Here is a 20295-nt window from a genome sequence, read left to right on the forward strand (position 1 = left end):
CATGAAATTTAAATATTTATTATTTGTATTGATCCTGACTTCGTTTGCAGGATGTAAGAATTATCTTGACATAGTACCAAAGGGGCAATTGATTCCCAATACTGTGGAGGATTATGAAAATATGCTGAATGAGATCACAGTAGCAAGTTACAGCGATTACTTTCTTGACCTGTTAACCGATGATGCTTTTTTGCCTGAAGGGCAGCCTCATGGACTTTTTCAGAAACAAAAGTTAAACGGCAGACGCATTTATACTTTTAATAAGAATGTATTTGATGAAGGTGAAAACGACTTTTTATGGAGTGAAACTTATAAACGTATTTTCTATTTCAATACCGTCATCAATAACATTATGGATGCAAAAGATGGTGAAGAAAACTACAAAAGAAGTGTAAAAGCAGAAGGGTTGTTTGGACGTGCATTGGAGCATCTGTTAATGGTAAATGTATATGCAAGACATTATGATGCGTCAACGGCAGCTACCGATCCAGGGGTGCCATTGGTAATGATTGCTGATATCAGTGCAAAACACCGTCGCAACACGGTGAAGGAAGTCTATGCCCAAATTATTCTGGATCTCGAAGAGGCGATTAAATGGTTACCTGAAAAAAGTAAAATACACAAATTCAGATCCAATAAAGCTGCGGGATATGCCCTGTTGAGCCGGGTTTATTTATACATGGGCGAGTATGGAAAGGCGCTTGAAAATGCAAACCAATCATTGGCTTTGTACAGTACCCTTGCAGATATGAATAATTATAAAGTGATTATTCCAGGACCACCCCCATTTCCATATGTACCGGGAGCACCAATCGGCTGGACAGATATCCCCGATGGGCAATATCATCCTGAAACACTTACGTCCCGTCATTTTCTACGACCTTTTGGTTTAGGGATGGATGTTTGTGCTTCGCCGGAATTAACTGCTTTATTTACCAATGATGACCGTCGCTGGACATTCTATTATGCAAATGGCTGGCCACCAGCTCCACCGTTTAATTATATGGCTATTGCTGGTGTAAAGATTTACTTGCGTGGTGATTTCTTTAACAATGCACTGAGTACACCGGAAGTTTACCTTACCCGTGCGGAATGCAAGGTGCGCGCAAATGATAAGCAGGGCGCACTGGATGATGTCAATAAATTAAGAAAGAACCGCATTAACCCAGCAGTTTATAAGGTATTTACTTTAGCTGATTTTGACAATGATCAGGAAAAGATATTGCGTTTTGTTTTGGAGGAAAGACGCAGAGAACTTGCTTTTACCGGCAACAGGATTCCTGATTTAAAACGCCTGAATAAAGACCCAAGGTTTAGAAAAGTAATTAAGCATGTAGCTGAAGGCAAAGAATATACTTTACAGCCTAACAGCGATGATTATTTACGTCAGATATGGCCAGCGGCATCAAAGTTTAACCCAGATTGGATACTTAACTAACTATTTAAAAAACACAAAAAAATGAAATCAATTTTAGCATTGCTGCTCATGACTATGAGTGGCCTGAGCGCTTATTCCCAAATTAAATCGGAGGCTTCTTTACCAAAAGACCCCGAAGTACGGGTTGGAAAGCTCCCAAATGGCTTAACTTATTATATCCGTCATAACAATTATCCAAAAGGATATGCGGATTTTCAGATCTTTCATTCCATAGGCGCTATCCAGGAAGAAGATAACCAGGACGGGCTTGCGCACTTTTTAGAGCATCAGGCGTTTAAAGGACTTGCACATTTCCCAGGGAAATCCATGACCAGTTATATGGAAAAAATAGGCGTTAAGTTTGGCGACAACCTGAATGCTGCTACTACTACTGATTATACCAGGTATATGATCAACCAGGTGCCTATCAGCAGACAAGGGATTATAGATACTTGTTTGTTGGTGCTGTCAGACTGGTCCTCATCTATTACGGCCAGTCCGGATGACGTGGATTCCGAGCGTGGTGTAATTAAGGAAGAATGGCGATCGCGGGGAGGAATAGGTCACCGGATAAATCAGGCACTAGCTCCCTATTTATTTAAAGATTCGAAATATGCCCGCCGAAGTGTAATTGGTGAAATGAAGATTATTGAAACATTTAAGCATCAGGAGCTGATCGATTTTTACAAAAAATGGTATAGGCCAGATTTGCAGGCCGTTGCTATTGTTGGTGATTTCGATATAGATGCGATGGAAGCAAAAGTCAAGGCGATCTTTTCTAAATTACCCAAAGCCGTAAACCCTGCACCGAAAGTAGCTTATCCTTTGCCTGATAATAAAGAACTTATTTATGGTACATACAGTGATAAAGAAGCTTCATCATCTTCAATCAGTATATTGTTTAAGCACCCTCAGTCTAAATGGGAAGACAGACAATTGGCTGATGTTTATACCAGAGGATACAAATATGCTGTAATCACAGCGATGATGAACAGTCGCTGGGAAGAGTTATCCCATAAAAAAGATTTTGCTATAAAGGGACTGGAATATGGATTTAGTTCTTTTGTGGCTGATAGGGATGTGTTTAGTGTTTCGGCAGATATAAAACCAGGTGTAAGCAACATCATGCCTGCATTTGACATGATGCTTGCAGAAACCGAACGGTTTAAAAGGTATGGCTTTACACAGGGGGAGCTGACGCTGGTTAAAGCTAATTTTAAACGTAGACTGGAGCGCAGTTACCTGGAAAAAGACAAAAAAACAAACGGTTCATTCATTGAAAGTTACATGAATAACTTTTTGGAAAATACACCGATGCTGAGTGCAGAAGCTTCGTTTAAGTTATTTAACAAGGTATTGGACGAGATAACGCTGGAACAGGCCAACGCTATGTTGAAAGGTTTGTTTACCGATGAAAATGTGATTGTAACTGCGGTGACTTCAACTGATGATGCCGCAGGTATTCCTTCACGTGATTTAGTTGTCAAGAAGTTGGCAGGTATGTCCGCTTTATCCGTTGAAAAGTACAAAGAAAAAGCTGTGGCTAAGCTTGAACCAAAGATTGCCCCGAAACCGGGAAAGGTAGTTGGTGAAAAGAAAATTGCTTTTGGTGCTACTTTGTGGACTTTATCTAACGGCGCAAAAGTATATGTGTTACCCACTACACATAAAAAAGATGAAGTACTGATGAGTGTTTACAATAAGGGAGGGCATTCGGTTATGAACGACAAAGATTATTTTTCTGCAAGGTTAATGACCAGTGCATTGATGACATCGGGAGTGGGCTCATTAAACTCTAATGAGTTAAGTAATGCACTGTCAGGTAAAATCGTATATGTGACACCATTTTTATCGGAATTGTCTGAAACTTTTGATTGCTCAACTACACCATCTGATTACGAAACCATGCTAAAACTGGTGTATATGTATTTTACTGAGCCTCGTTTCGATGAAGAAGCTTTTAAAGTAGATATGCAAAAAACTAAGGAAAATTTGGTCTCACGTAAGAAAAACCCTTTCTCTGCTTTACAGGATAGTGTAACCTATATTAGAAGTAACCGTCATTTTAGGGCCAGCAATTTAATTCTTGAGCCAAATGATATTGACAAGGTTGATTTTAACCGTATTAAAGAATTGTATAAAGAGTCATTTGGCAATCCGGCTGACTTCGTATTCGTGCTAACCGGTGCTATTGACCTGGTTAAAGCAAAGCCTTTAATTGAAAAATACATTGGTGGCCTTAATGGCACTCATCGTAAAGATCAATGGCGTGATGTTGGCAAACGTAATCCTAAGGGACCGGTAACCATTGATTTTAAACAAAAAATGGAGACGCCAAAAGCAACTACATTTATTGAATACACCACTGAGGCACCATATTCGTTCAGACGCTCAATGGGAATGCGGTTATTGCAAGGGATAATGGATATCCGTTTTAATAAGTTACTTAGAGACGAACGTTCAGGTATTTATTCGACTATGACTGAGGCTTCTATTGTAGAACAACCTGTTTCGAAACTCCAACTGATTGTTTCTTTTGAAACAGATCCTAAGTTAATGGATGAGCTAACGAAAGTAGTTCACCAGGAACTTAAAAGGCTATCTGAAGAAGGTATAGATGCAACAGATCTTGAAAAAAGCCGCGAGTTTATGAATAAAGGACGGATTCAACGTTTAACCAGTAATAACTATTGGCATTATATACTGTTTACTTATGCGACTAATAATGGAATAGATAATGACAAGGATGCTGAAAAGATATTGAATGAGATAGATACGGCTGAGCTAAAAGCACTCATTGCCGAAGTGATAAAACCTAATAACGTGGTTACTGTAACCATGAGGCCAGAATAGTTACATCCCTTATTTAACAACAACGAAGCCCATGTTTTTTATGCATGGGCTTTGTTGTTGTTATCTTTTTTTAATTTGCATCAATTCCATTTTTAGTTCGTGAATTTGTGCTTCTGCCTGTTTACTTTCCAGGTAATAAAAAATAGCAAAGCCGAGAAATACCTTACCTAAAACAAAAATTGCAGCCAGGACCCAGCGCCAGATTTTATGAACGCGCATATGGCTGGATGGGCCATGGACTTCAAGAAAAACGTCGTTATTTCCATTTTGGATATAGCCATTCTTATTAGGCAATTGCCGGGGATTGTTCGCTGTTAGCATGGTGTCCATTTTCAGCATGTGATAGTCATAATAGGGTTAAGCGTTATACTGCTAGCGTAGTATGTAGTTGATTTGGTTCGTTTTAGCTAAAATAGATAAAAGTTCACAACTATGCTAATCTTATTGAATAACTATAAGGTGTTTATGCTACGGATAGAGATTTTTGTTCAGATAGGCTCTTAACCTGATCAAGAGCATCCCGGATGTCCTCAATAGGGAAGTCTCCCCGGGATCCATAAGTTTGCAGTCTTAAGTACTCTCCCCACACAAGTTTTCTTCCATATTCTGTTTTAGACCACATTGGTCTGCTGACCGGATATTTCAGGAAATCAGTAGGTAGCGGTAAGGGAATACAGTGTAACTGAACATTAGGAAAAAATCTCTTTAAGGAAAGGGCTGCTCTTGTTGACGCATAAGAATGCGATAAAAAGGTCATACTGTTGATGTTTTCAAAGTCTACAATTTTCTTTGCCTCAATGATATTCTCAATGATATTTTTCGACTTCTTTTCAGTATATATTTTTTTATTCATATACTTTTCAAGTGGGATATAGGATTTGATCTGTTCAGATTCAGCTTGTTTTTTATAGAAAGACCCGTTGTAATTCGCAATTCCTCCGGTAATTAAAACCTGGTTTGCAAGTTCCCTGTCCAGCATGTATCTAATGATATGCGCAATTTCCCTGTGTTGAACATTTGATCCGAAAACAAAAAGCAGGTCCGATTTTACAATGCTTTCCTCCTGGAAACATAATGCTGTTAACGCCGAAATTAATGACGCATCCATAACAGGACTTGAAGGGGTTTTTGAAATTTCCCGATGTAATTCTTCTGACATATGTTAGATAATTTCTACATAGACGCAGAAACCTTCAGATTTGCTACAGTTGGAAGAAAATATTTTAGTGAACCTTTTGGGAGACTGCTTGTTCTTAATGTAGATAACGTATTTGTGGTTTACTTAAACGGTTGGAATATGAGATCAATATGGAAAGGTGCAATTGGTTTTGGTTTGGTAAACATACCTGTAAAACTGTTTTCCGGGGTGCAGAGCAGTTCACTTGATCTTGATATGCTGGATGGAAGGGATCATTCCAATATCAGATTCAAAAGAATTAATGAAAATACGCATAAGGAAGTACCATATGAGCATATCGTAAAAGGGTATCTCTTAAACGATAAATACATCGTTTTGGATGACCATGATTTTGAAGAAGTAAAACCTGAAAAAACGAAGCTGATAGAGATCGAGAATTTTGTGAATATAGCGGAGATTAATCCTATATATTATGAAACGACTTATTACAGTCAGCCTGAACCTCAGGGGAAAAAAGCATATGCATTATTGCTTAAAGCATTGGGAAAATCAAAAATGGCTGGTATCGCACGTTTTGTATTGAGAAATACTGAGCACCTTTGTGTGATTCACCCCATGAATGATATCATCATAATTACCAAAATCAGGTTTCAGGAAGAGATTAGAGATACCACTGAAGTACAACTTAAGGAGGCGATAAATATTAATCCAAAAGAATTACAGGTAGGTCTGGCGCTCATAAAACAATATACCAGTTCATTTAATATTGATGCTTTTAAAAATGATTACAGTAAAGAATTGCTGAAAATTATTAAGGCTAAAGCAAAAGGAAAGCGTGCAACAGTCAAGAAAATCACACCTAAAAAGGCAACCAGCGATGATTTATATGAACAGCTGATGGAAAGCTTGAATAAAAGAGCCTGATAAAATTTAATGTGTTGAGCGATGTCGTTGGATAAATATAGACAAAAACGGGATTTTACTAAAACTAAGGAGCCTGTTGTCGGTAAAGCAAAAGGTAAAGCCTTGAGTTTTGTCGTGCAAAGACATCACGCTTCTCATTTACATTATGATTTCAGGCTGGAGATGAATGGTGTGCTTAAAAGTTGGGCGGTTCCGAAAGGTCCTTCATTAAATCCGGCTGATAAGCGTTTGGCGATGATGGTTGAAGATCATCCATATGATTACAGAACATTTGAAGGTGAGATACCGGCAGGGAATTATGGTGGAGGCGTAGTTAACATTTTTGACGCAGGTACCTACACTGCCCTGGATAAGGGAACGGAAAAAGACCTGAGAAGTGGCTTGGAGAATGGAAACCTGAAATTTAAGTTGAAAGGAAAGATCTTAAAGGGTGAATTTGCTTTGGTAAAGCTTAAAAGTTCTGAACAAAATGCCTGGTTGTTGATCAAGCATGATGACAAATATGCGGTTAGGAAAAAATTTAATGCTGAAGATCTGGTATCTGCTGCGATAAAGAAATCCGGGTGGGATTTTAAAAAGAAAAGTAAGAAAACTGCTCTTGAAAAATCGGTAGATGATGAGCCTTCCGACCGTCCCCAAAAAAAGGCCAGGGATAACTATGCGCCAATGCAGGCAAAATTGTCGGCCTCTGTATTTGACGATCCGGATTGGGTATATGAACGAAAACTGGATGGTTACAGAGCTTTGGCTTTTACGACAGCTAATGGCGCAGTAAAACTGATTTCAAGAAATGGGATTGATTTTAGTGCAAATTATGAAGTTGTGGTAAACGCTTTAATGAAGTTGGAAATGGATGCCGTAATTGATGGTGAGCTCATAGTATTCGATAAACAAGGGAAGACCAGCTTTCAGTTGCTCCAACATTATAATGAACAGATGACAGGTGCTGACCTCAGGTTTTGGGTGTTTGATCTTTTATCGTTAAATGGTCACGACCTCCGTCAAATGGCGTTGGTAAAGCGTAAAGAGCTGTTAAACAAGATTATTGGTAAATTAGGTAATCCGCTAATTGTTTATAGTAAACATATAGTTGAAGAAGGGAAGGCGTTATTTGAAGAAGCCAGAAAAGCAGACTGGGAAGGAATTATAGCAAAAAATAGTAATAGTACTTATTTAAGTGGCAAACGCTCGGAGTCATGGTTAAAGTTTAAGTTTCAGCAAACACAGGAAGCCGTCATAATTGGCTATTCAAAACCAGCCGGAGAAAGGAAATACTTTGGTGCCCTTGCATTGGCCATCAATGATGGGGATGAGCTTGTTTATATAGGTAATTGTGGAACAGGTTACAGTGAGGATAGTCTCCAGTCTATTTATAAACAGATGCAACCCTTAATCCGTAAAAACAAACCGGTTCAGGAAGCAATACCTAAAGAAAAAAGCTTTATCTGGCTCAAGCCTTCATTGGTTTGTGAGGTTAGCTATTCGGAATGGACAGCCGACCAGCATTTGCGTCATCCTGTATTTAAAGGGTTGCGGGTAGATAAAACACAAGAGCAAGTTGTTATCGAGGTCGTTGATAAATTGGAGTCTCTTAAACAAAAGAAGAATATGGCAACAGAAAAAGTAGAACAATTTGGAAGGAAAAAAGTAGCACTAACTAATTTAACAAAACTGTATTGGCCAAAGGAAAAAATAAGCAAGGGACAGTTGATTGATTACTATAAGTCGGTTGCCCCTTTTATTTTGCCATATTTAAAAGATAAGCCTTTATCGCTTAACCGCCATCCCAATGGGATAACAAAGCCTGGTTTCTTTCAAAAGGACCTGGATACGGATAAAATCCCTTCCTGGATAAAGTATGCACCGCTACATTCTGAAAGCAATGACAAAGATATTGATTACCTGGTATGTAATGATGAAGCGACATTGTTGTGGATGGCAAACCTTGGCTGCATAGAGATTAACCCATGGCTAAGTACTTATAAAAAGCCGGAAAATCCTTTGTTCGCAGTCCTCGATCTTGATCCGCATGACATTGATTTTAACGAAGCAATTGCTGTTGCTTTGACGGCGAAAAAAATACTGGATAAAATTGGTATCACATCGTTTATTAAAACTTCAGGTTCTAAGGGACTGCATATTTTTATTCCCGTTGGTCAGCGTTACGACTACGATATTACGAAGGAATTTATTCATTATATAGGGCAGCTTATTTTTGAAAAACATCCTGATACAACCAGTTTGGAGCGCAGCCCTGCTAAGCGTAAAGGAAAGATCTATCTTGATTTTTTGCAGAATAGGAGGGGCCAGACTATAGCAGCGCCTTATTCGGTAAGGCCAAAGCCAGGTGCTACAGTTTCCAGCCCCCTGAAGTGGGAGGAGGTTAAAGAAGGTTTGAGCATTCAGAATTTTGATATCTTTAATATGACAAAACGGCTAAAGGAGATTGGAGAGTTATGGAAAGATATCAATCAGGTTAAAAATAACCTTAAGAAAGCCTTAAAAATGCTTGTATAGCTTTTTGTCAAGAGATACTGAGCCTTTGTAATGTGCTTCAAGTTTACTCAAATTACTCCGGGCAAATCTTTCCAGGGGAGTATCACCTGATGTAGTTGCTGCCTTATAAAGATCCAGAATTTTTTTATGCCCCTTTACCATCATGTCTACGAAATGCTTTTCAAAATCGTTTGCCGGCATTTTTCGCAGTTCATCAAGGTGGTTCAGGTCTGCCTGTGGTAGGGTGGTGGGTAACGTTATTTTTTTGTCCTCAGCAAGTTTTTTCAAACGTTCTCCAATTTTTTCGTGATCTTTTACAACCATTTTAGCATACTTCTGAATTCTAGGGTTTGTAGCTTTTTGTACAGCTATTTTTGCTAGTTCTAATTTCATCATCCCTTCGGTAGCGGCCTCAGTCATAAACACAGATATCCCCGCACCTCTGCTTATCCCCGTTGTATCGGTAATAATATCTTTTTCCAAAGCCGAGTCAATTGGTGCCGATTGAACTTTTGCTGCCCTACGTTCCGGACTTTGACAAGCCTGCATCATTAAAAAAGTAAGCAGAGCTGCTGTTAGTAAACTTTTTCTTTTCATGATATAAAATATTAAGAGTTAGGTTTAATAATTACAGTTAAAAAGCAAAATAGTTTTGAGTTTAAGGTTTTTAATTCCTAAAGTGTTTAAAGGAATTTAATCGGTTGTAATGAATTAAACCCATATGATTTCGTTTGGCATAATATTGCAATAATATATAGGTATAGCAGGTTATATTTTTATATCTTGTTAATAAGGGCTACCTTTATAAACTAATGAATCCGTATAAAGAATTAAATATAGTATCTGCCAGCCAATTTGCACAACAGTTGCGAGTGGCTAAAGCTATGTTTAATCGTTTTCTTGCCCTGCAATCCTCGTTGGGCGATTCTTTTCTTAAAAGCAGTAAAGACTTTATTAATTAGACCCAGCCTTTTTAACAGGTCTGGGGTAGCTTTCTTCTAATTATTATTTCAATTCATTAAACCTGTGGCTGTTATCTGCTATACGGGCATTTAATTATTTCTTTATGTCTGATCATATTGTATTTTCTATTGGGCTGTTTTTTCTGTTTTTCTTCATCTATCTGGTTAAAAATATAGGGAAGTGGAAAGCAAACAATGGGGAGCGTTTAGATAGGTTCCCTAAGCAAGTTGCAGCAAGCAACAAGATGCAACTTTCTGTTACCGATCATTTTCAGGATAAAACATTAGGGTTCGATACACAGAAGAATAAAATGTTGTTCATCGATCTCGGGAACAATATTATTCAGATTGTGGATATGAATGATGTTGGAGAATGTAAACTCATCAAAAAAAGGCTTAGCATTCAATTGGAAGTTAATTATGAAGACCATGGGAAGCATCCGTTAACCATAACGTTTTACAACAAATTCAGGGATTACAAATGGATGAGAAGTAAGCTTGAGCAGAAAGCCAGCTATTGGGAGTCGTTTATGAATAAAATTTTAGATGAAAAATATGAAACTACAAAATACTCAGGAGCTAAGGATTTTGAGTAGTTGGCCTCGGTCAGACAGCCTGGGGCAAGCTTATTTATCAGTTTAATAATCAAATCAAAATAATATATCATTAAAAATTAAATCATTATGACGACATCAATTGTATTATCAACGGGAATATTCGACCTTTTAAAAGACCATATCAGAAGAAGAAAATTGAGTAAGTATAACCAGGAAAAATTAGAGTTAGAATTACGTGGTGCGAGGCAAATCCTTAATAAGGATCTTCCTGCGGATGTTGTTACCGTAAACACGATAGTTCGTGTAAAGGAACTGGAATCAGGTCAGGAGTTTACCTATACCATTGTTCCACCGGCAAAGGCGAGAAACAAGCACAATACCATTTCTATTTTATCTCCAATTGGAGTGGCAATGGTTGGTTATAGTCAGGGTTCGGAATTGCGTTGGGAAATGCCGGAAGGTGTAAAAGCTTATCGCATTGAAGAAGTAACCAGAATAAAATAGGGAACAAAAAAACGCAGGCCATGATTAGTAATCATGGCCTGCGTTTTTTTGTTAGTTGTATAGTCGCTGTATTTTTTCCAATGTTACGGAATGTGTCGGGTTAAAGTTATTTTCGCTCATGTATTTTTCGAGACTGTGGCGTAATTGTCTTGCCTCTGGTCGTTTATCCTGATTTGTAAGTAAGTCGATGCCCGAAACGATCAGCTTGCCTTTGCCTATTTTACATTCAAATACCAGGCCCAAAGAGCGTGCAGTTACCCAATCATCGATCACCCTTACTATTGGGTTCAGATCTTCTGCAACTTCACTAAGTTTGATTGCATTGGAATGAGACATTCCGTCCCACCATTGCCAATTGCTATGGTATTGAGTTGGAAAGCTGGCCAGTGCAGGATGTTTCGGGTTACATAAAATACCCAAAGTCGTTGGTGCCTGTCCGGCAGTCCACGCTGTATTCCAGAATATGCTTGAAAATCCGATCTGTATGTTTCCGCCCATCTCAGGTTTTACAGATCCCTTTTTAAGCGTAAGTAATACCTTGCCACCCTGATTAAGTGTTTCAATGGCTTTCGCATCCAATGTTTGGGCAAGCAATATATCTTTAGGTGTTGAGGCGACTTCATTCGGATAAATGAACAAATCCCATGTATTTGTATTGCTTCCTATGGTCGTTTTTAAAATAACACGTTGTGCTTTTTTTATCGCTCCCAATGCTTGTGTAATGGTACCTATTTTTATGGCATTTCCGATAGCGATACTTTCGCTTTTAAAATTTCCGTTAAATAGTTTTTCTCCACTTTCCGACTCCAGAGCCCAGGTAATCAATGCATTTTTTATAGGTGCCTGACCAAAGTTCGCAATTTCTATTGGTACAACTAATTCCTCATTGTTAGTGTAAACCATTTTGGGTAGTCTGGCTAAAAGTACAACGGGGCTACAGAACTGGCTGTATTCGGCAGCAGTAACATAAGGTTTTGACTCCCAGAACGGATCTAAAACACCAACAAGTGCTGTACCCTGACCAGGGAAATCATTTAAACCCAGAAGCTGAAAGCCCGCGAAGCCAGGAGTACGTAATGCTGCTTCAATATCAGCTTTGTAACACAATGCCTGTAGTTTTCCAGATGCCATAAAAAAACTATCTGCCAACTTCGAAAGTCCAGTCTCAGCCAGCTTGTCTTTAAAAATGTCAAAGTTTTTTGGCTTTAGAATACCATCATATTTTTTTATTTCTTTAAAATTTGGATACACACACCATTGACCTATTTCATGACTCACGGTAGGCCGGTTCCACTTGGAAATTATATTTGTAAAATCATAATCTGATTTTGGCGCTTCGCTGTTTATGATACTCTTTAAGCCCTCTCCCCAACGTTGAATTCTGGGATCCGGACTGTTATGGAAATCACTCGCTTCTTCTATGGGCCATCCGGCTGCGGTAGTATACATTCTTCTGGAGTCTTTTGCTTTCCAGTAATTGACAAAATCAACCAGGTACTTCACCATATTTTTTCCCCCTGGCTCATTGCCGTAGGTCATCATCACAAAAGAAGGGTGGTTTCCATAGGCTTTAACCATCTTCTCGGCTTCTTCATAGATATATTTGTCTAAAGGCAAACCATCGCCGATTACAGCTCCTTTACTACCATTTGACCATGCAGAACATTCAGCTTGTATAAGAATACCCAGACGGTCGGCTGCGATAAATGCAGCTTCAGGCGGACACCAGGAGTGGAACCTTACGTGATTCAATCCATAAGCTTTTATTGTTTTAAAAGTTTTTGTCCAACTGGCTACATCAGTTGGGGGATAACCTGTTTTAGGAAAAGAAGCGCAGTCTAATGCCCCACGTAAAAAGATAAGCTTATCGTTTAAACTCAGTTGTGTGCCCTTAGCCTTGAATTCACGCATTCCGAAAGATATATTCTTACGATCTGTAGCTCCTTGTTGTTTCAAGTTCACCCGCATCTCGTATAAATTAGGCTGAAATTCATTCCATAGCAGAGGTTTGCTTCCCATGGGATAGACTATTTCTATAGTTTTTTCCTTTCCGGTAAGTGCCAGTTTTTTAGTTACAGGTTTTAGTTTTTCTGCTCCTGATTGCGCTGAGATGGCTGTTAAATCTAATGATACTTCCTTCGAAGTGCCTGTTACATTATTCACTTGAACTTTTACCAATACCTGTTTGTTTTTGATGTCAGGATAAAGCTGTACATCAGAAATAAACACTTTTGACCTCGCACGAAGACTCAGTTCTCCAACCATTCCATTCCAATTGGTTTGCGTGTGGTCAGATACACTATGGGCATTGTCTCCCATGTTAAAGGACTTGATTTTGTTGTCAATTCTAATGGTCAAACGGTGGGCCCCCGGTGTCAGCTTACTGCCGATATCAAATAAATGAGCGGTGCCCAGACTATTTTCCATACCGATCTCTACATCATCTACCCACACAGTTGTTTCCCAGTGGCTCCTTTCAATAAATAACTGAATATGTTTATCTTTCCATGAAGCAGGAATATTTATTGTTTTTTGATACCATGCTGCACCTCTATAGTACTTTTCTGGTTGAAGCCAGAAAGGAACTTTAATATTTCCTGGCTGTCTGTATTTAGCATATTCTTTCTTGGTAAACCAGGACTTGTCAATAATGTCACCCGCCCATGGAGTGTTCATTGTAATTTCATCACCTTTTCCATTGGTTGTCATGGATCCGGGAAGTTTTATCTGTTCTTTTAATTTCTGATTGTACCATCTCTCAGAGATCCCTTTGTCGAGTGAATCTATTTGGAATGCCCAGATGCCTGAGAGGTTAATTTGTTCAACAGCTTTGAGGGATTGTGCTTGCGTATTGAGGCTAAAGCAGAGCACCATAAATACTAAAAAATGGAACGGCAAAAAGATCTTTTTCATTTGTGTGTTTTTTGATAATATAGATATTAAGTCGCAGAAATGTACCTGGGATTATACATTATTGGTCCGACTAAAGATTCTATTAATAATCAATGCTAGAAATGGACTTTCTACAAAAAAAGATGGATTATTTTATCACGGGATATTTTCACTGTCGATTAAGTTCACTTGTTTACCCATTTTCTTTTGGATAACCTCAAAATGATGTAACTCGTTCTGACTAACGAGTGAAATGGCATCTCCGGCTGCGCCTGCACGTCCGGTTCTACCTATGCGGTGAACATAATCTTTTGGCGATCTGGGTAATTCATAGTTAATCACAAAAGGTAGTGCATCAATATCAATCCCTCTTGCCATTAAATCAGTGGCTACCAAAACCCTAAGCTTACCAGATTTAAAAAGAGTCAGCATATCCGTTCTGGCACCTTGGCTTTTTTTACTGTGAATGGCTCTGGCTTCAATATTGTTTTTACGAAGCTTGTTAACAATGGCCTCGGCCTGATGTACAGATGAAGCAAATACCAGTACCTGTTTCATTTCGTGATGTTTGATGAGGTAACGTAGAAATGGACCTTTCTTTTCTTCTGAAACGATATAGGCAACTTGTGTAATATCATCAAGTGAATCTTCTTCAGCTTCTATTTTAATGACTACCGGGTTATGCAGTAAAATTTGGTGGATGTGTTGCAGGTCATTACTTAAGGTGGCAGACAACAATACATTCTGGCGTTTTGCTGGCAACAACCCAATGATTTTGTTCACCTCTTCTTTAAATCCTAAATTGAGCATCTTATCTGCTTCATCGAGCACCAATGTTTCAATACTGGATAAATGCACCGCATTTGCATCAACTAGTTCCAGCAATCTACCGGGCGTTGCAACAAGCACATTTATGCCTTGCAAACCCATCATTTGAGGGTTGATAGAAACTCCTCCATAGACTGCCAGTATTTTAAGGGGTTGGGGAAGTGCCCTGTTAAAAGTCTGGAAAATATTTTTGACCTGTTCTGCTAATTCTCGTGTGGGTACCAGGACCAATATGTTTGCATGGCGGTTTTTGGGACCTGGTGTTTGCTGCAGATTCATTAAAATGGGTAAAACATAACCAGCGGTTTTGCCGGAACCTGTTTTTGCAATGCCAAGAACATCTTTTTTACTTAATATAGCTGGTATAGCTGCTTGTTGAATAGGAGTAGGTTTGGTAAAGTGCTGATCTTCCAGTGCTTTTTGCAAAGCTGGAGACAGACCTAAAGATGAAAAAGGCATATTGCTCAAAATTTTGGTAAAAATAGGTAAAAAACATCAAGTAGCATGTTGTGTAACAAAATGCGATCCTATATGTTTGTATTTACAATAGTTTCAAATAAAACCAATGCTATGGAAACAAAACCACTGATTGTAGAGTGCACATATCATGCGCCTATTGAAAAAGTCTGGGAAGCAATTACGGATAGGGATCAGATGAAAGAATGGTATTTTGAACTTGAGGAGTTCAAAGCGGAAAAAGGATTCAAATTTCAGTTTACCGGAGGGGACGAAAAAGAACAATATCTACACGTATGCGAAGTACTGTTCGTAGATGAACCCAATAAGATCAGTTACACCTGGACTTACCCTGAACATAACACTGGTTATTCGGTCGTTAGCTGGGAGCTTTTTAAAGAAGGAGAACAGGAAACACGGTTAAAGCTAAGCCATGAAGGCTTGGACAGCTTTCCTAAAGATCATCCAAACTTTGCCGTCGCCAGCTTTACTGCAGGCTGGACGTTTATCATTGGAGAATCACTTAAAAAATATCTGGAGACGTAGTCTGTCAAAAAGGTTAAAAATTGTAGATTTAAAAACAGCCGATAGCAGTAAATTGGAAGCGCTTAAACTATATCTGAATTCAGTTTCGTTGCTCCGGGAAAGTACCTGGGAACGGCTCAATCTACTTTTTAGCGAGTCGGATTTAAAAAAAGGAGAGTACTTTGCGATAGCAGGGGAATTTAGTAAAAAAGTTGGTTTCCTTTCGAATGGAATTATCCGGGCTTTTTACAGAAATCAGCAGGGTTTTGAATACAATAAGCACTTCTTTATCCAGGACCAAATGGTTGGTGGTTATGCGTCTTTAGTTAGTAAAACAGTTAATCAGATTAACCAACAGGCACTTTGCGACTGTAAACTATGGATTGCAGATTATTCTTCAATTACAGCATTGTATAATGAATGTCCGGATCTTGAAAGGTTAAGCAGAAGACTAGCTGAACTGTATTTTGTAGATAAAGAACGTAGAGAAATTGAAATTGTATTGTTAGATGCAGATCAGCGTTACCTTATTTTTCAACAACAGTATCCTGGTTTAGAGCAGATGATCCCACAATATCACGTTGCAGCTTATCTTGGTATCAGTGCAACGCAGCTTAGTCGCATTCGTAAAAAATTGGTATACAAGTAGTATTTCTTTACCTATGTAAATGAAAAGGTGTCGGGACGCAACGTCCTTTGTACAAATAATATACATAAGGATGAGAACAACTCAGAACACCATCTTGATTACCGGCGGAACTTCAGGTATAGGTTTGGCGCTGGCAAAGGAATTTTACAAACAGGGGAATCAAGTCATTATTGTGGCAAGAGATATGACTAAACTTCATCAGTTGAAAATGATCTGTCCGGAAGCAGCTATTTTTCAGTGCGACATCAGTCAACCAAATGATCTTGATGCATTGTCGGTTTATATACAAAACAATTATCCCCAATTAAACATTCTTATCAACAATGCTGCAATTCAATATAACTATGAATTTGTATCAGAACCATATAGTTTAATTAAAATTGAACAGGAAATCAGCGTAAATTTAACAGCAACGATCAAACTCTGTGCGATCTTTTTGCCGGTTATTTTAAATAATGATTTTCCTGCAATTGTTAACGTGAGTAGTGGGTTAGCGATAGCTCCGAAAAAATCCGCACCTGTTTACTGCTGTACAAAAGCTGCTATTCGCAGCTTTACCAAAACGCTGCGCTATCAACTGGAACAAACACCGGTCAAAGTTTTTGAAATTATTCCAGCATTGATAGATACTCCTATGACAGCTGGAAGAGGTAAGCGTAAAATGACTGCTGAGGCTTTGACAAAAGCTTTTTTGGCTGATTTTAGTGCAGATCGTTATGAAAGTTATATTGGTAAGACCAGGTTACTGAAAGTGATTAGCCGTATTTCACCAAATTTAGCTGACCTACTGCTTAAAGATAGTTAGATCGCAGATTTGACAATATTTCCTAGTCGTTTGAGGTCAAAATCTAACTTTTCATTCCATTCGAGGCCAAAGTTTAACCGCATACAATTATTGTATTGGTTGTGTAAGGAGAACATCCTTCCAGGTGCAAAGCTTATTTTCTGATTGATGGCAATGTCGTATAGTTTAGCTGCATCAATTTTTTTGTCCAGCTCAAGCCACAACATAAAGCCGCCCTGAGGTTGTGAAATTTTGGTGTTATGAGGAAAATAGTCTTCAATGGCGCGTTGAAATTTGAGGCAGTTGCCATATAATTTACCCCTTAATGTGCGTAGGTGATGGTCGAACCTGCCGTGCTCCATAAAATCAGCAACTACTTCCTGATATAAACTGGGCGTTGAGATGGTCTGCAACAGTTTCTGTCTGATGATTTTGTCTTTAAATTTGCCGGGTGCCACCCAGCCAACCCTGTATCCGGGGGCGAGGGTTTTTGATACCGAACCACACCATAATACAATACCGGCCTCGTCAAATGCTTTGCAAGGTTTTGGACGCGCGGTGCCGAAAAATAGATTTCCATAAAGGTCATCCTCAATCAATGGAATATTATGCTCAGTCAACATATTTACCAGTTCTTTTTTGTGCGCTTCAGGCATCAGGCAGCCCAATGGGTTGCTGAAATTGGTGACGAAGCAACAAGCTTTGATTTGTGGTAAAACTTTTTTTAATGCGTCCAGATCAACGCCCGTTATCGGATGATTTGGAATTTCGATCACATTAAGTCCCATTGATCTGGCAACATGCAGAATGCCAAAATATACCGGAGTTTCAACGGCTATGGTATCACCCCGTTGTGTTACTGCCAATAGGCAATTGTAAATAGCATTCATCGTACCTGAGGTGGTTACAATATCGTCTTCGGTAAGTTTGCCATCTAGTACCAGTGACCATTTGGCAATCGTTCTTCTAAGATTAATGCTCCCTTGTACAGGTTCATAACTGGTGCCACTATCATTGAGGTTGCGGATGGCAGCAATCATTCCTTTGTTCAACTTCGCGATGGGCAATAGACTTTTGTCGGGAACTCCGAGGGAAAACTGCCTGACCTCTTTATCTTTTAGTGTATCGAATATCCTTCCAATCAGGTCTTCCGGGTGTTTTTCATCCTGAGAAGATTTGAGTTTTCCAACCGTTGGAAGTGAAAACTTTCTGCGCGATGTTTTGCTAACGAAATATCCTGACTTTGGTCTTGATTCTATAAGTGATTTACTCTCAAGCTCTAAAAAGGCCTGTTTTGCAGTATTAATGCTGACATCATAGGTGTGTTGAATAGTTCGGATTGAAGGAAGTTTGTCACCTAGTCTTAGCGTTTCACTATCAATTTGTCCCTCAATTACCTTTGCTATTTTTAGATATAAAGCTTCCTTTCTCATTTAATCCCGTTTGCTGTCTGACGTAAATTTATATAAAATATTATAAACACTTATTTAACCATGCTGCTAGTTTTTGGGCAGCATATTCGAGTTTCTTTTCTGGTTGTGGCTGACTTTTGAAAGTCGCATTGAAAGTACTTTGGGCCAGTTGTTCAAGTATTGGTTGAATTTCAGTTTTGCTTATGCCTTTTTTGTAGTATGAGGTAAATTCAACTTTCTTCAGATCATTCATTTTTGCAGATGCAAATCCGATCAGTTCATCCTTAGATTCAACGATAGCAAGAGGCAATCCAAACTGTTCTGTTAGTTTTTTAGCCGGAAGCGAATGCTTTTCTGGTACCTGATATGTTTCAGTTTCCACATAAATGTTCAATACCTGTCGCAGGTCGGAGAGGTATACATTCCTATAATTGGTGTCGCCTGGTATTTTAGTTAATTCATCCATAACTTATTTCTTAGAACAAAATTATGAAACCAATAGAGATGGTTACAGATACAGAAATGATATTGTTTTAGGGTACAGATTATTGTGGTTGTGGTAATGGCATAGGAGTTTCTCTACTTTCAGGAGAATGTTCGACCTGGATATATTTTACAAAATTATTTATTTAAAAGACAAGTTTATTTGTCTTTTAAATAAATAAACTATACATTTAGACGTTAGTACTAATCTTTTTGTTATGAGGAAATTCACTAAATACATTGGGTTGTTTATGATTGTACTGGGCATTGCGGTCCTATGTACTTCTAAGTCTTCAACAGCTGAAATTCCGCTGTTATCGGGTTTATTTATCTTGTTCATTTCTAACGAAGCTCGCGAAGATGAAAGATCTGGTGCCATCAGGGCGTCATCTGCTTTTTTTGCATTGATTATTGGGTATACGCTTAAGCTGATTATTTCCAATCTTTATCAACATCAAATCATTGCTTTTGATTTGATATCTATTAATTACTTTCTAATTGTTGTATTTTTCCTGGCAAATGTTATCCGCTATTCAAGGTTATATTTTTTCATGGCCTAATCTGAAACTAATGAAGAACACAATAAAGGTAGAGCGGGCGAAACATGACCTTACGCAGGCTGCGCTGGCAGATAAGATAAATGTTTCCCGGCAGACTATTAATTCAATTGAGATTGGAAAGTTTGTTCCGTCCAGCATATTAGTACTAAAAATTGCGGCTGTATTTAATACCAGTGTAGAAGAAATTTTTACGTTAGAGGAGAAAGATTGGAGGTAGCCAGTCTTGTTTTATGGCATTTTAAAGACCAGGAAAGCAAGAAGAAATGGACATTTTTGTAAATGAACTTTCAACAATATCAGACTCTTTTTCAAGATATCCTTTCTAATCCAAATCCAGCCGCTCCTTACGACAATGCTGATTATCTGGATTATACTAAATTGAACTGGTCGCGGCAGCAACGCTGGTTAAAAACAGGTGCATTAGACCCGATACTATCCAAATTGATTGCTGAGATCAACAAACCACAGCAATGGATTATTATTACCGAACCCTGGTGCGGGGATGCTTCCCATATGGTGCCCTTTATTCATATGCTAACAGAGTTGAATCCTTTGATTACTGCTTCTTATCAATTGAGAGACACTGAACCTTTTTTAATTGAACAATACCTGACAAATGGAGGTAAGGCTATTCCTAAATTGATCATTAGAGACGAGGCCGGAAATGATTTACTGAATTGGGGACCAAGACCAGTAGCTTGCCAGGAAGTGTACAGCAGATTGACAGCAGAGAAGGCAGATTTCGAAACTGTAAAAACGGAGCTCCAGAAGTGGTATAACCAAGATAAAGGAGTAAGTTTTCAGCAGGAATTATTGAACCAGCTGCGTTACTAATTGGAATTAGCTATATTTCCA

General features: G+C 38.6%; 19 protein-coding genes. 12 read left to right on the top strand and 7 right to left on the bottom strand.

The window, feature by feature from the left end; translation table 11 throughout:
* Position 1: 1 nt before the first annotated feature.
* Positions 2-1438 (top strand): RagB/SusD family nutrient uptake outer membrane protein, encoded by a 1437-nt coding sequence (locus R2Q84_RS21210; RefSeq protein ID WP_316818606.1) that lies wholly within the window; start codon positions 2-4, stop codon positions 1436-1438.
* A gap of 21 nt (positions 1439-1459) precedes the next feature.
* Positions 1460-4270 carry a M16 family metallopeptidase gene (locus tag R2Q84_RS21215; RefSeq protein WP_316818607.1) on the top strand — a complete coding sequence of 937 codons (2811 nt, stop codon included), beginning with the start codon at positions 1460-1462 and terminating at the stop codon, positions 4268-4270.
* Positions 4271-4330: 60 nt separating this feature from the next.
* Here the strand turns inward: R2Q84_RS21215 and R2Q84_RS21220 are convergent, their stop codons facing one another.
* Together R2Q84_RS21220 and R2Q84_RS21225 are read right to left on the bottom strand one after the other, a co-directional pair.
* Positions 4331-4609 carry a hypothetical protein gene (locus R2Q84_RS21220; protein WP_316818608.1) on the bottom strand — a complete coding sequence of 93 codons (279 nt, stop codon included), beginning with the start codon at positions 4607-4609 and terminating at the stop codon, positions 4331-4333.
* Between the two features lie 124 nt (positions 4610-4733).
* Complete coding sequence (locus R2Q84_RS21225; RefSeq protein ID WP_316818609.1) at positions 4734-5429, bottom strand: YdcF family protein; 696 nt, start codon at positions 5427-5429, stop codon at positions 4734-4736.
* Between the two features lie 138 nt (positions 5430-5567).
* Between R2Q84_RS21225 and R2Q84_RS21230 the strand changes: the two genes are divergently transcribed.
* The gene (locus R2Q84_RS21230; RefSeq protein WP_316818610.1) at positions 5568-6332 is read left to right on the top strand and encodes a Ku protein; all 765 of its coding nucleotides are present in this window, start codon (positions 5568-5570) and stop codon (positions 6330-6332) included.
* Positions 6333-6353: 21 nt separating this feature from the next.
* Entirely contained in the window at positions 6354-8849 is a 2496-nt protein-coding gene (gene ligD, locus R2Q84_RS21235; protein WP_316818611.1) for a DNA ligase D, read from the top strand.
* Here ligD and R2Q84_RS21240 read toward each other — a convergent pair.
* A complete protein-coding gene (locus tag R2Q84_RS21240) occupies positions 8832-9425 on the bottom strand; it encodes a DUF4142 domain-containing protein (RefSeq protein WP_316818612.1) in 594 nt (197 codons plus the stop codon). The two genes, ligD and R2Q84_RS21240, sit on opposite strands and share 18 nt — an antisense overlap.
* 469 nt (positions 9426-9894) lie before the next feature.
* Here R2Q84_RS21240 and R2Q84_RS21245 point away from each other — a divergent pair, with 469 nt between their 5' ends.
* On the top strand, positions 9895-10386 hold the full coding sequence (locus R2Q84_RS21245) for a hypothetical protein (RefSeq protein ID WP_316818613.1): 492 nt from the start codon (positions 9895-9897) through the stop codon (positions 10384-10386).
* Positions 10387-10473: 87 nt separating this feature from the next.
* Positions 10474-10851, top strand: coding sequence for a GreA/GreB family elongation factor (locus R2Q84_RS21250; RefSeq protein WP_316818614.1), 378 nt, complete (start codon positions 10474-10476; stop codon positions 10849-10851).
* Between the two features lie 51 nt (positions 10852-10902).
* Here the strand turns inward: R2Q84_RS21250 and R2Q84_RS21255 are convergent, their stop codons facing one another.
* Together R2Q84_RS21255 and R2Q84_RS21260 are read right to left on the bottom strand one after the other, a co-directional pair.
* Positions 10903-13764 carry a sugar-binding domain-containing protein gene (locus R2Q84_RS21255; protein WP_316818615.1) on the bottom strand — a complete coding sequence of 954 codons (2862 nt, stop codon included), beginning with the start codon at positions 13762-13764 and terminating at the stop codon, positions 10903-10905.
* Positions 13765-13899: 135 nt separating this feature from the next.
* A complete protein-coding gene (locus R2Q84_RS21260; RefSeq protein ID WP_316818616.1) occupies positions 13900-15030 on the bottom strand; it encodes a DEAD/DEAH box helicase in 1131 nt (376 codons plus the stop codon).
* Between the two features lie 111 nt (positions 15031-15141).
* Between R2Q84_RS21260 and R2Q84_RS21265 the strand changes: the two genes are divergently transcribed.
* The 3 genes from R2Q84_RS21265 to R2Q84_RS21275 all read left to right on the top strand — a co-directional run bounded on the left by R2Q84_RS21265 (position 15142) and on the right by R2Q84_RS21275 (position 17006).
* Positions 15142-15573: an SRPBCC domain-containing protein gene (locus R2Q84_RS21265; RefSeq protein ID WP_316818617.1), complete on the top strand. Its 432-nt coding sequence runs from the start codon at positions 15142-15144 to the stop codon at positions 15571-15573.
* On the top strand, positions 15539-16201 hold the full coding sequence (locus R2Q84_RS21270) for a Crp/Fnr family transcriptional regulator (protein WP_316818618.1): 663 nt from the start codon (positions 15539-15541) through the stop codon (positions 16199-16201). The genes R2Q84_RS21265 and R2Q84_RS21270 overlap by 35 nt, the downstream gene beginning before the upstream one ends.
* 70 nt (positions 16202-16271) lie before the next feature.
* Complete coding sequence (locus R2Q84_RS21275; protein WP_316818619.1) at positions 16272-17006, top strand: SDR family oxidoreductase; 735 nt, start codon at positions 16272-16274, stop codon at positions 17004-17006.
* On the opposite strand, the gene R2Q84_RS21280 is transcribed toward R2Q84_RS21275, so the two are convergent.
* Complete coding sequence (locus tag R2Q84_RS21280) at positions 17003-18418, bottom strand: PLP-dependent aminotransferase family protein (RefSeq protein WP_316818620.1); 1416 nt, start codon at positions 18416-18418, stop codon at positions 17003-17005. The two genes, R2Q84_RS21275 and R2Q84_RS21280, sit on opposite strands and share 4 nt — an antisense overlap.
* Positions 18419-18458: 40 nt before the next feature.
* Positions 18459-18863 (bottom strand): hypothetical protein, encoded by a 405-nt coding sequence (locus tag R2Q84_RS21285; protein WP_316818621.1) that lies wholly within the window; start codon positions 18861-18863, stop codon positions 18459-18461.
* A 235-nt stretch (positions 18864-19098) separates the two neighbouring features.
* Between R2Q84_RS21285 and R2Q84_RS21290 the strand changes: the two genes are divergently transcribed.
* The 3 genes from R2Q84_RS21290 (at position 19099) to R2Q84_RS21300 (ending at position 20274) form a co-directional block, all read left to right on the top strand.
* The gene (locus R2Q84_RS21290; protein WP_316818622.1) at positions 19099-19440 is read left to right on the top strand and encodes a hypothetical protein; all 342 of its coding nucleotides are present in this window, start codon (positions 19099-19101) and stop codon (positions 19438-19440) included.
* A gap of 10 nt (positions 19441-19450) precedes the next feature.
* Positions 19451-19657 (top strand): helix-turn-helix transcriptional regulator, encoded by a 207-nt coding sequence (locus tag R2Q84_RS21295; RefSeq protein ID WP_316818623.1) that lies wholly within the window; start codon positions 19451-19453, stop codon positions 19655-19657.
* Between the two features lie 62 nt (positions 19658-19719).
* Positions 19720-20274: a thioredoxin family protein gene (locus R2Q84_RS21300; RefSeq protein ID WP_316818624.1), complete on the top strand. Its 555-nt coding sequence runs from the start codon at positions 19720-19722 to the stop codon at positions 20272-20274.
* Positions 20275-20295 lie beyond the last annotated feature (21 nt).

The organism is Pedobacter nyackensis (genome assembly GCF_032678475.1).
Classification (GTDB): Bacteria; Bacteroidota; Bacteroidia; order Sphingobacteriales; family Sphingobacteriaceae; genus Pedobacter; species Pedobacter nyackensis_A.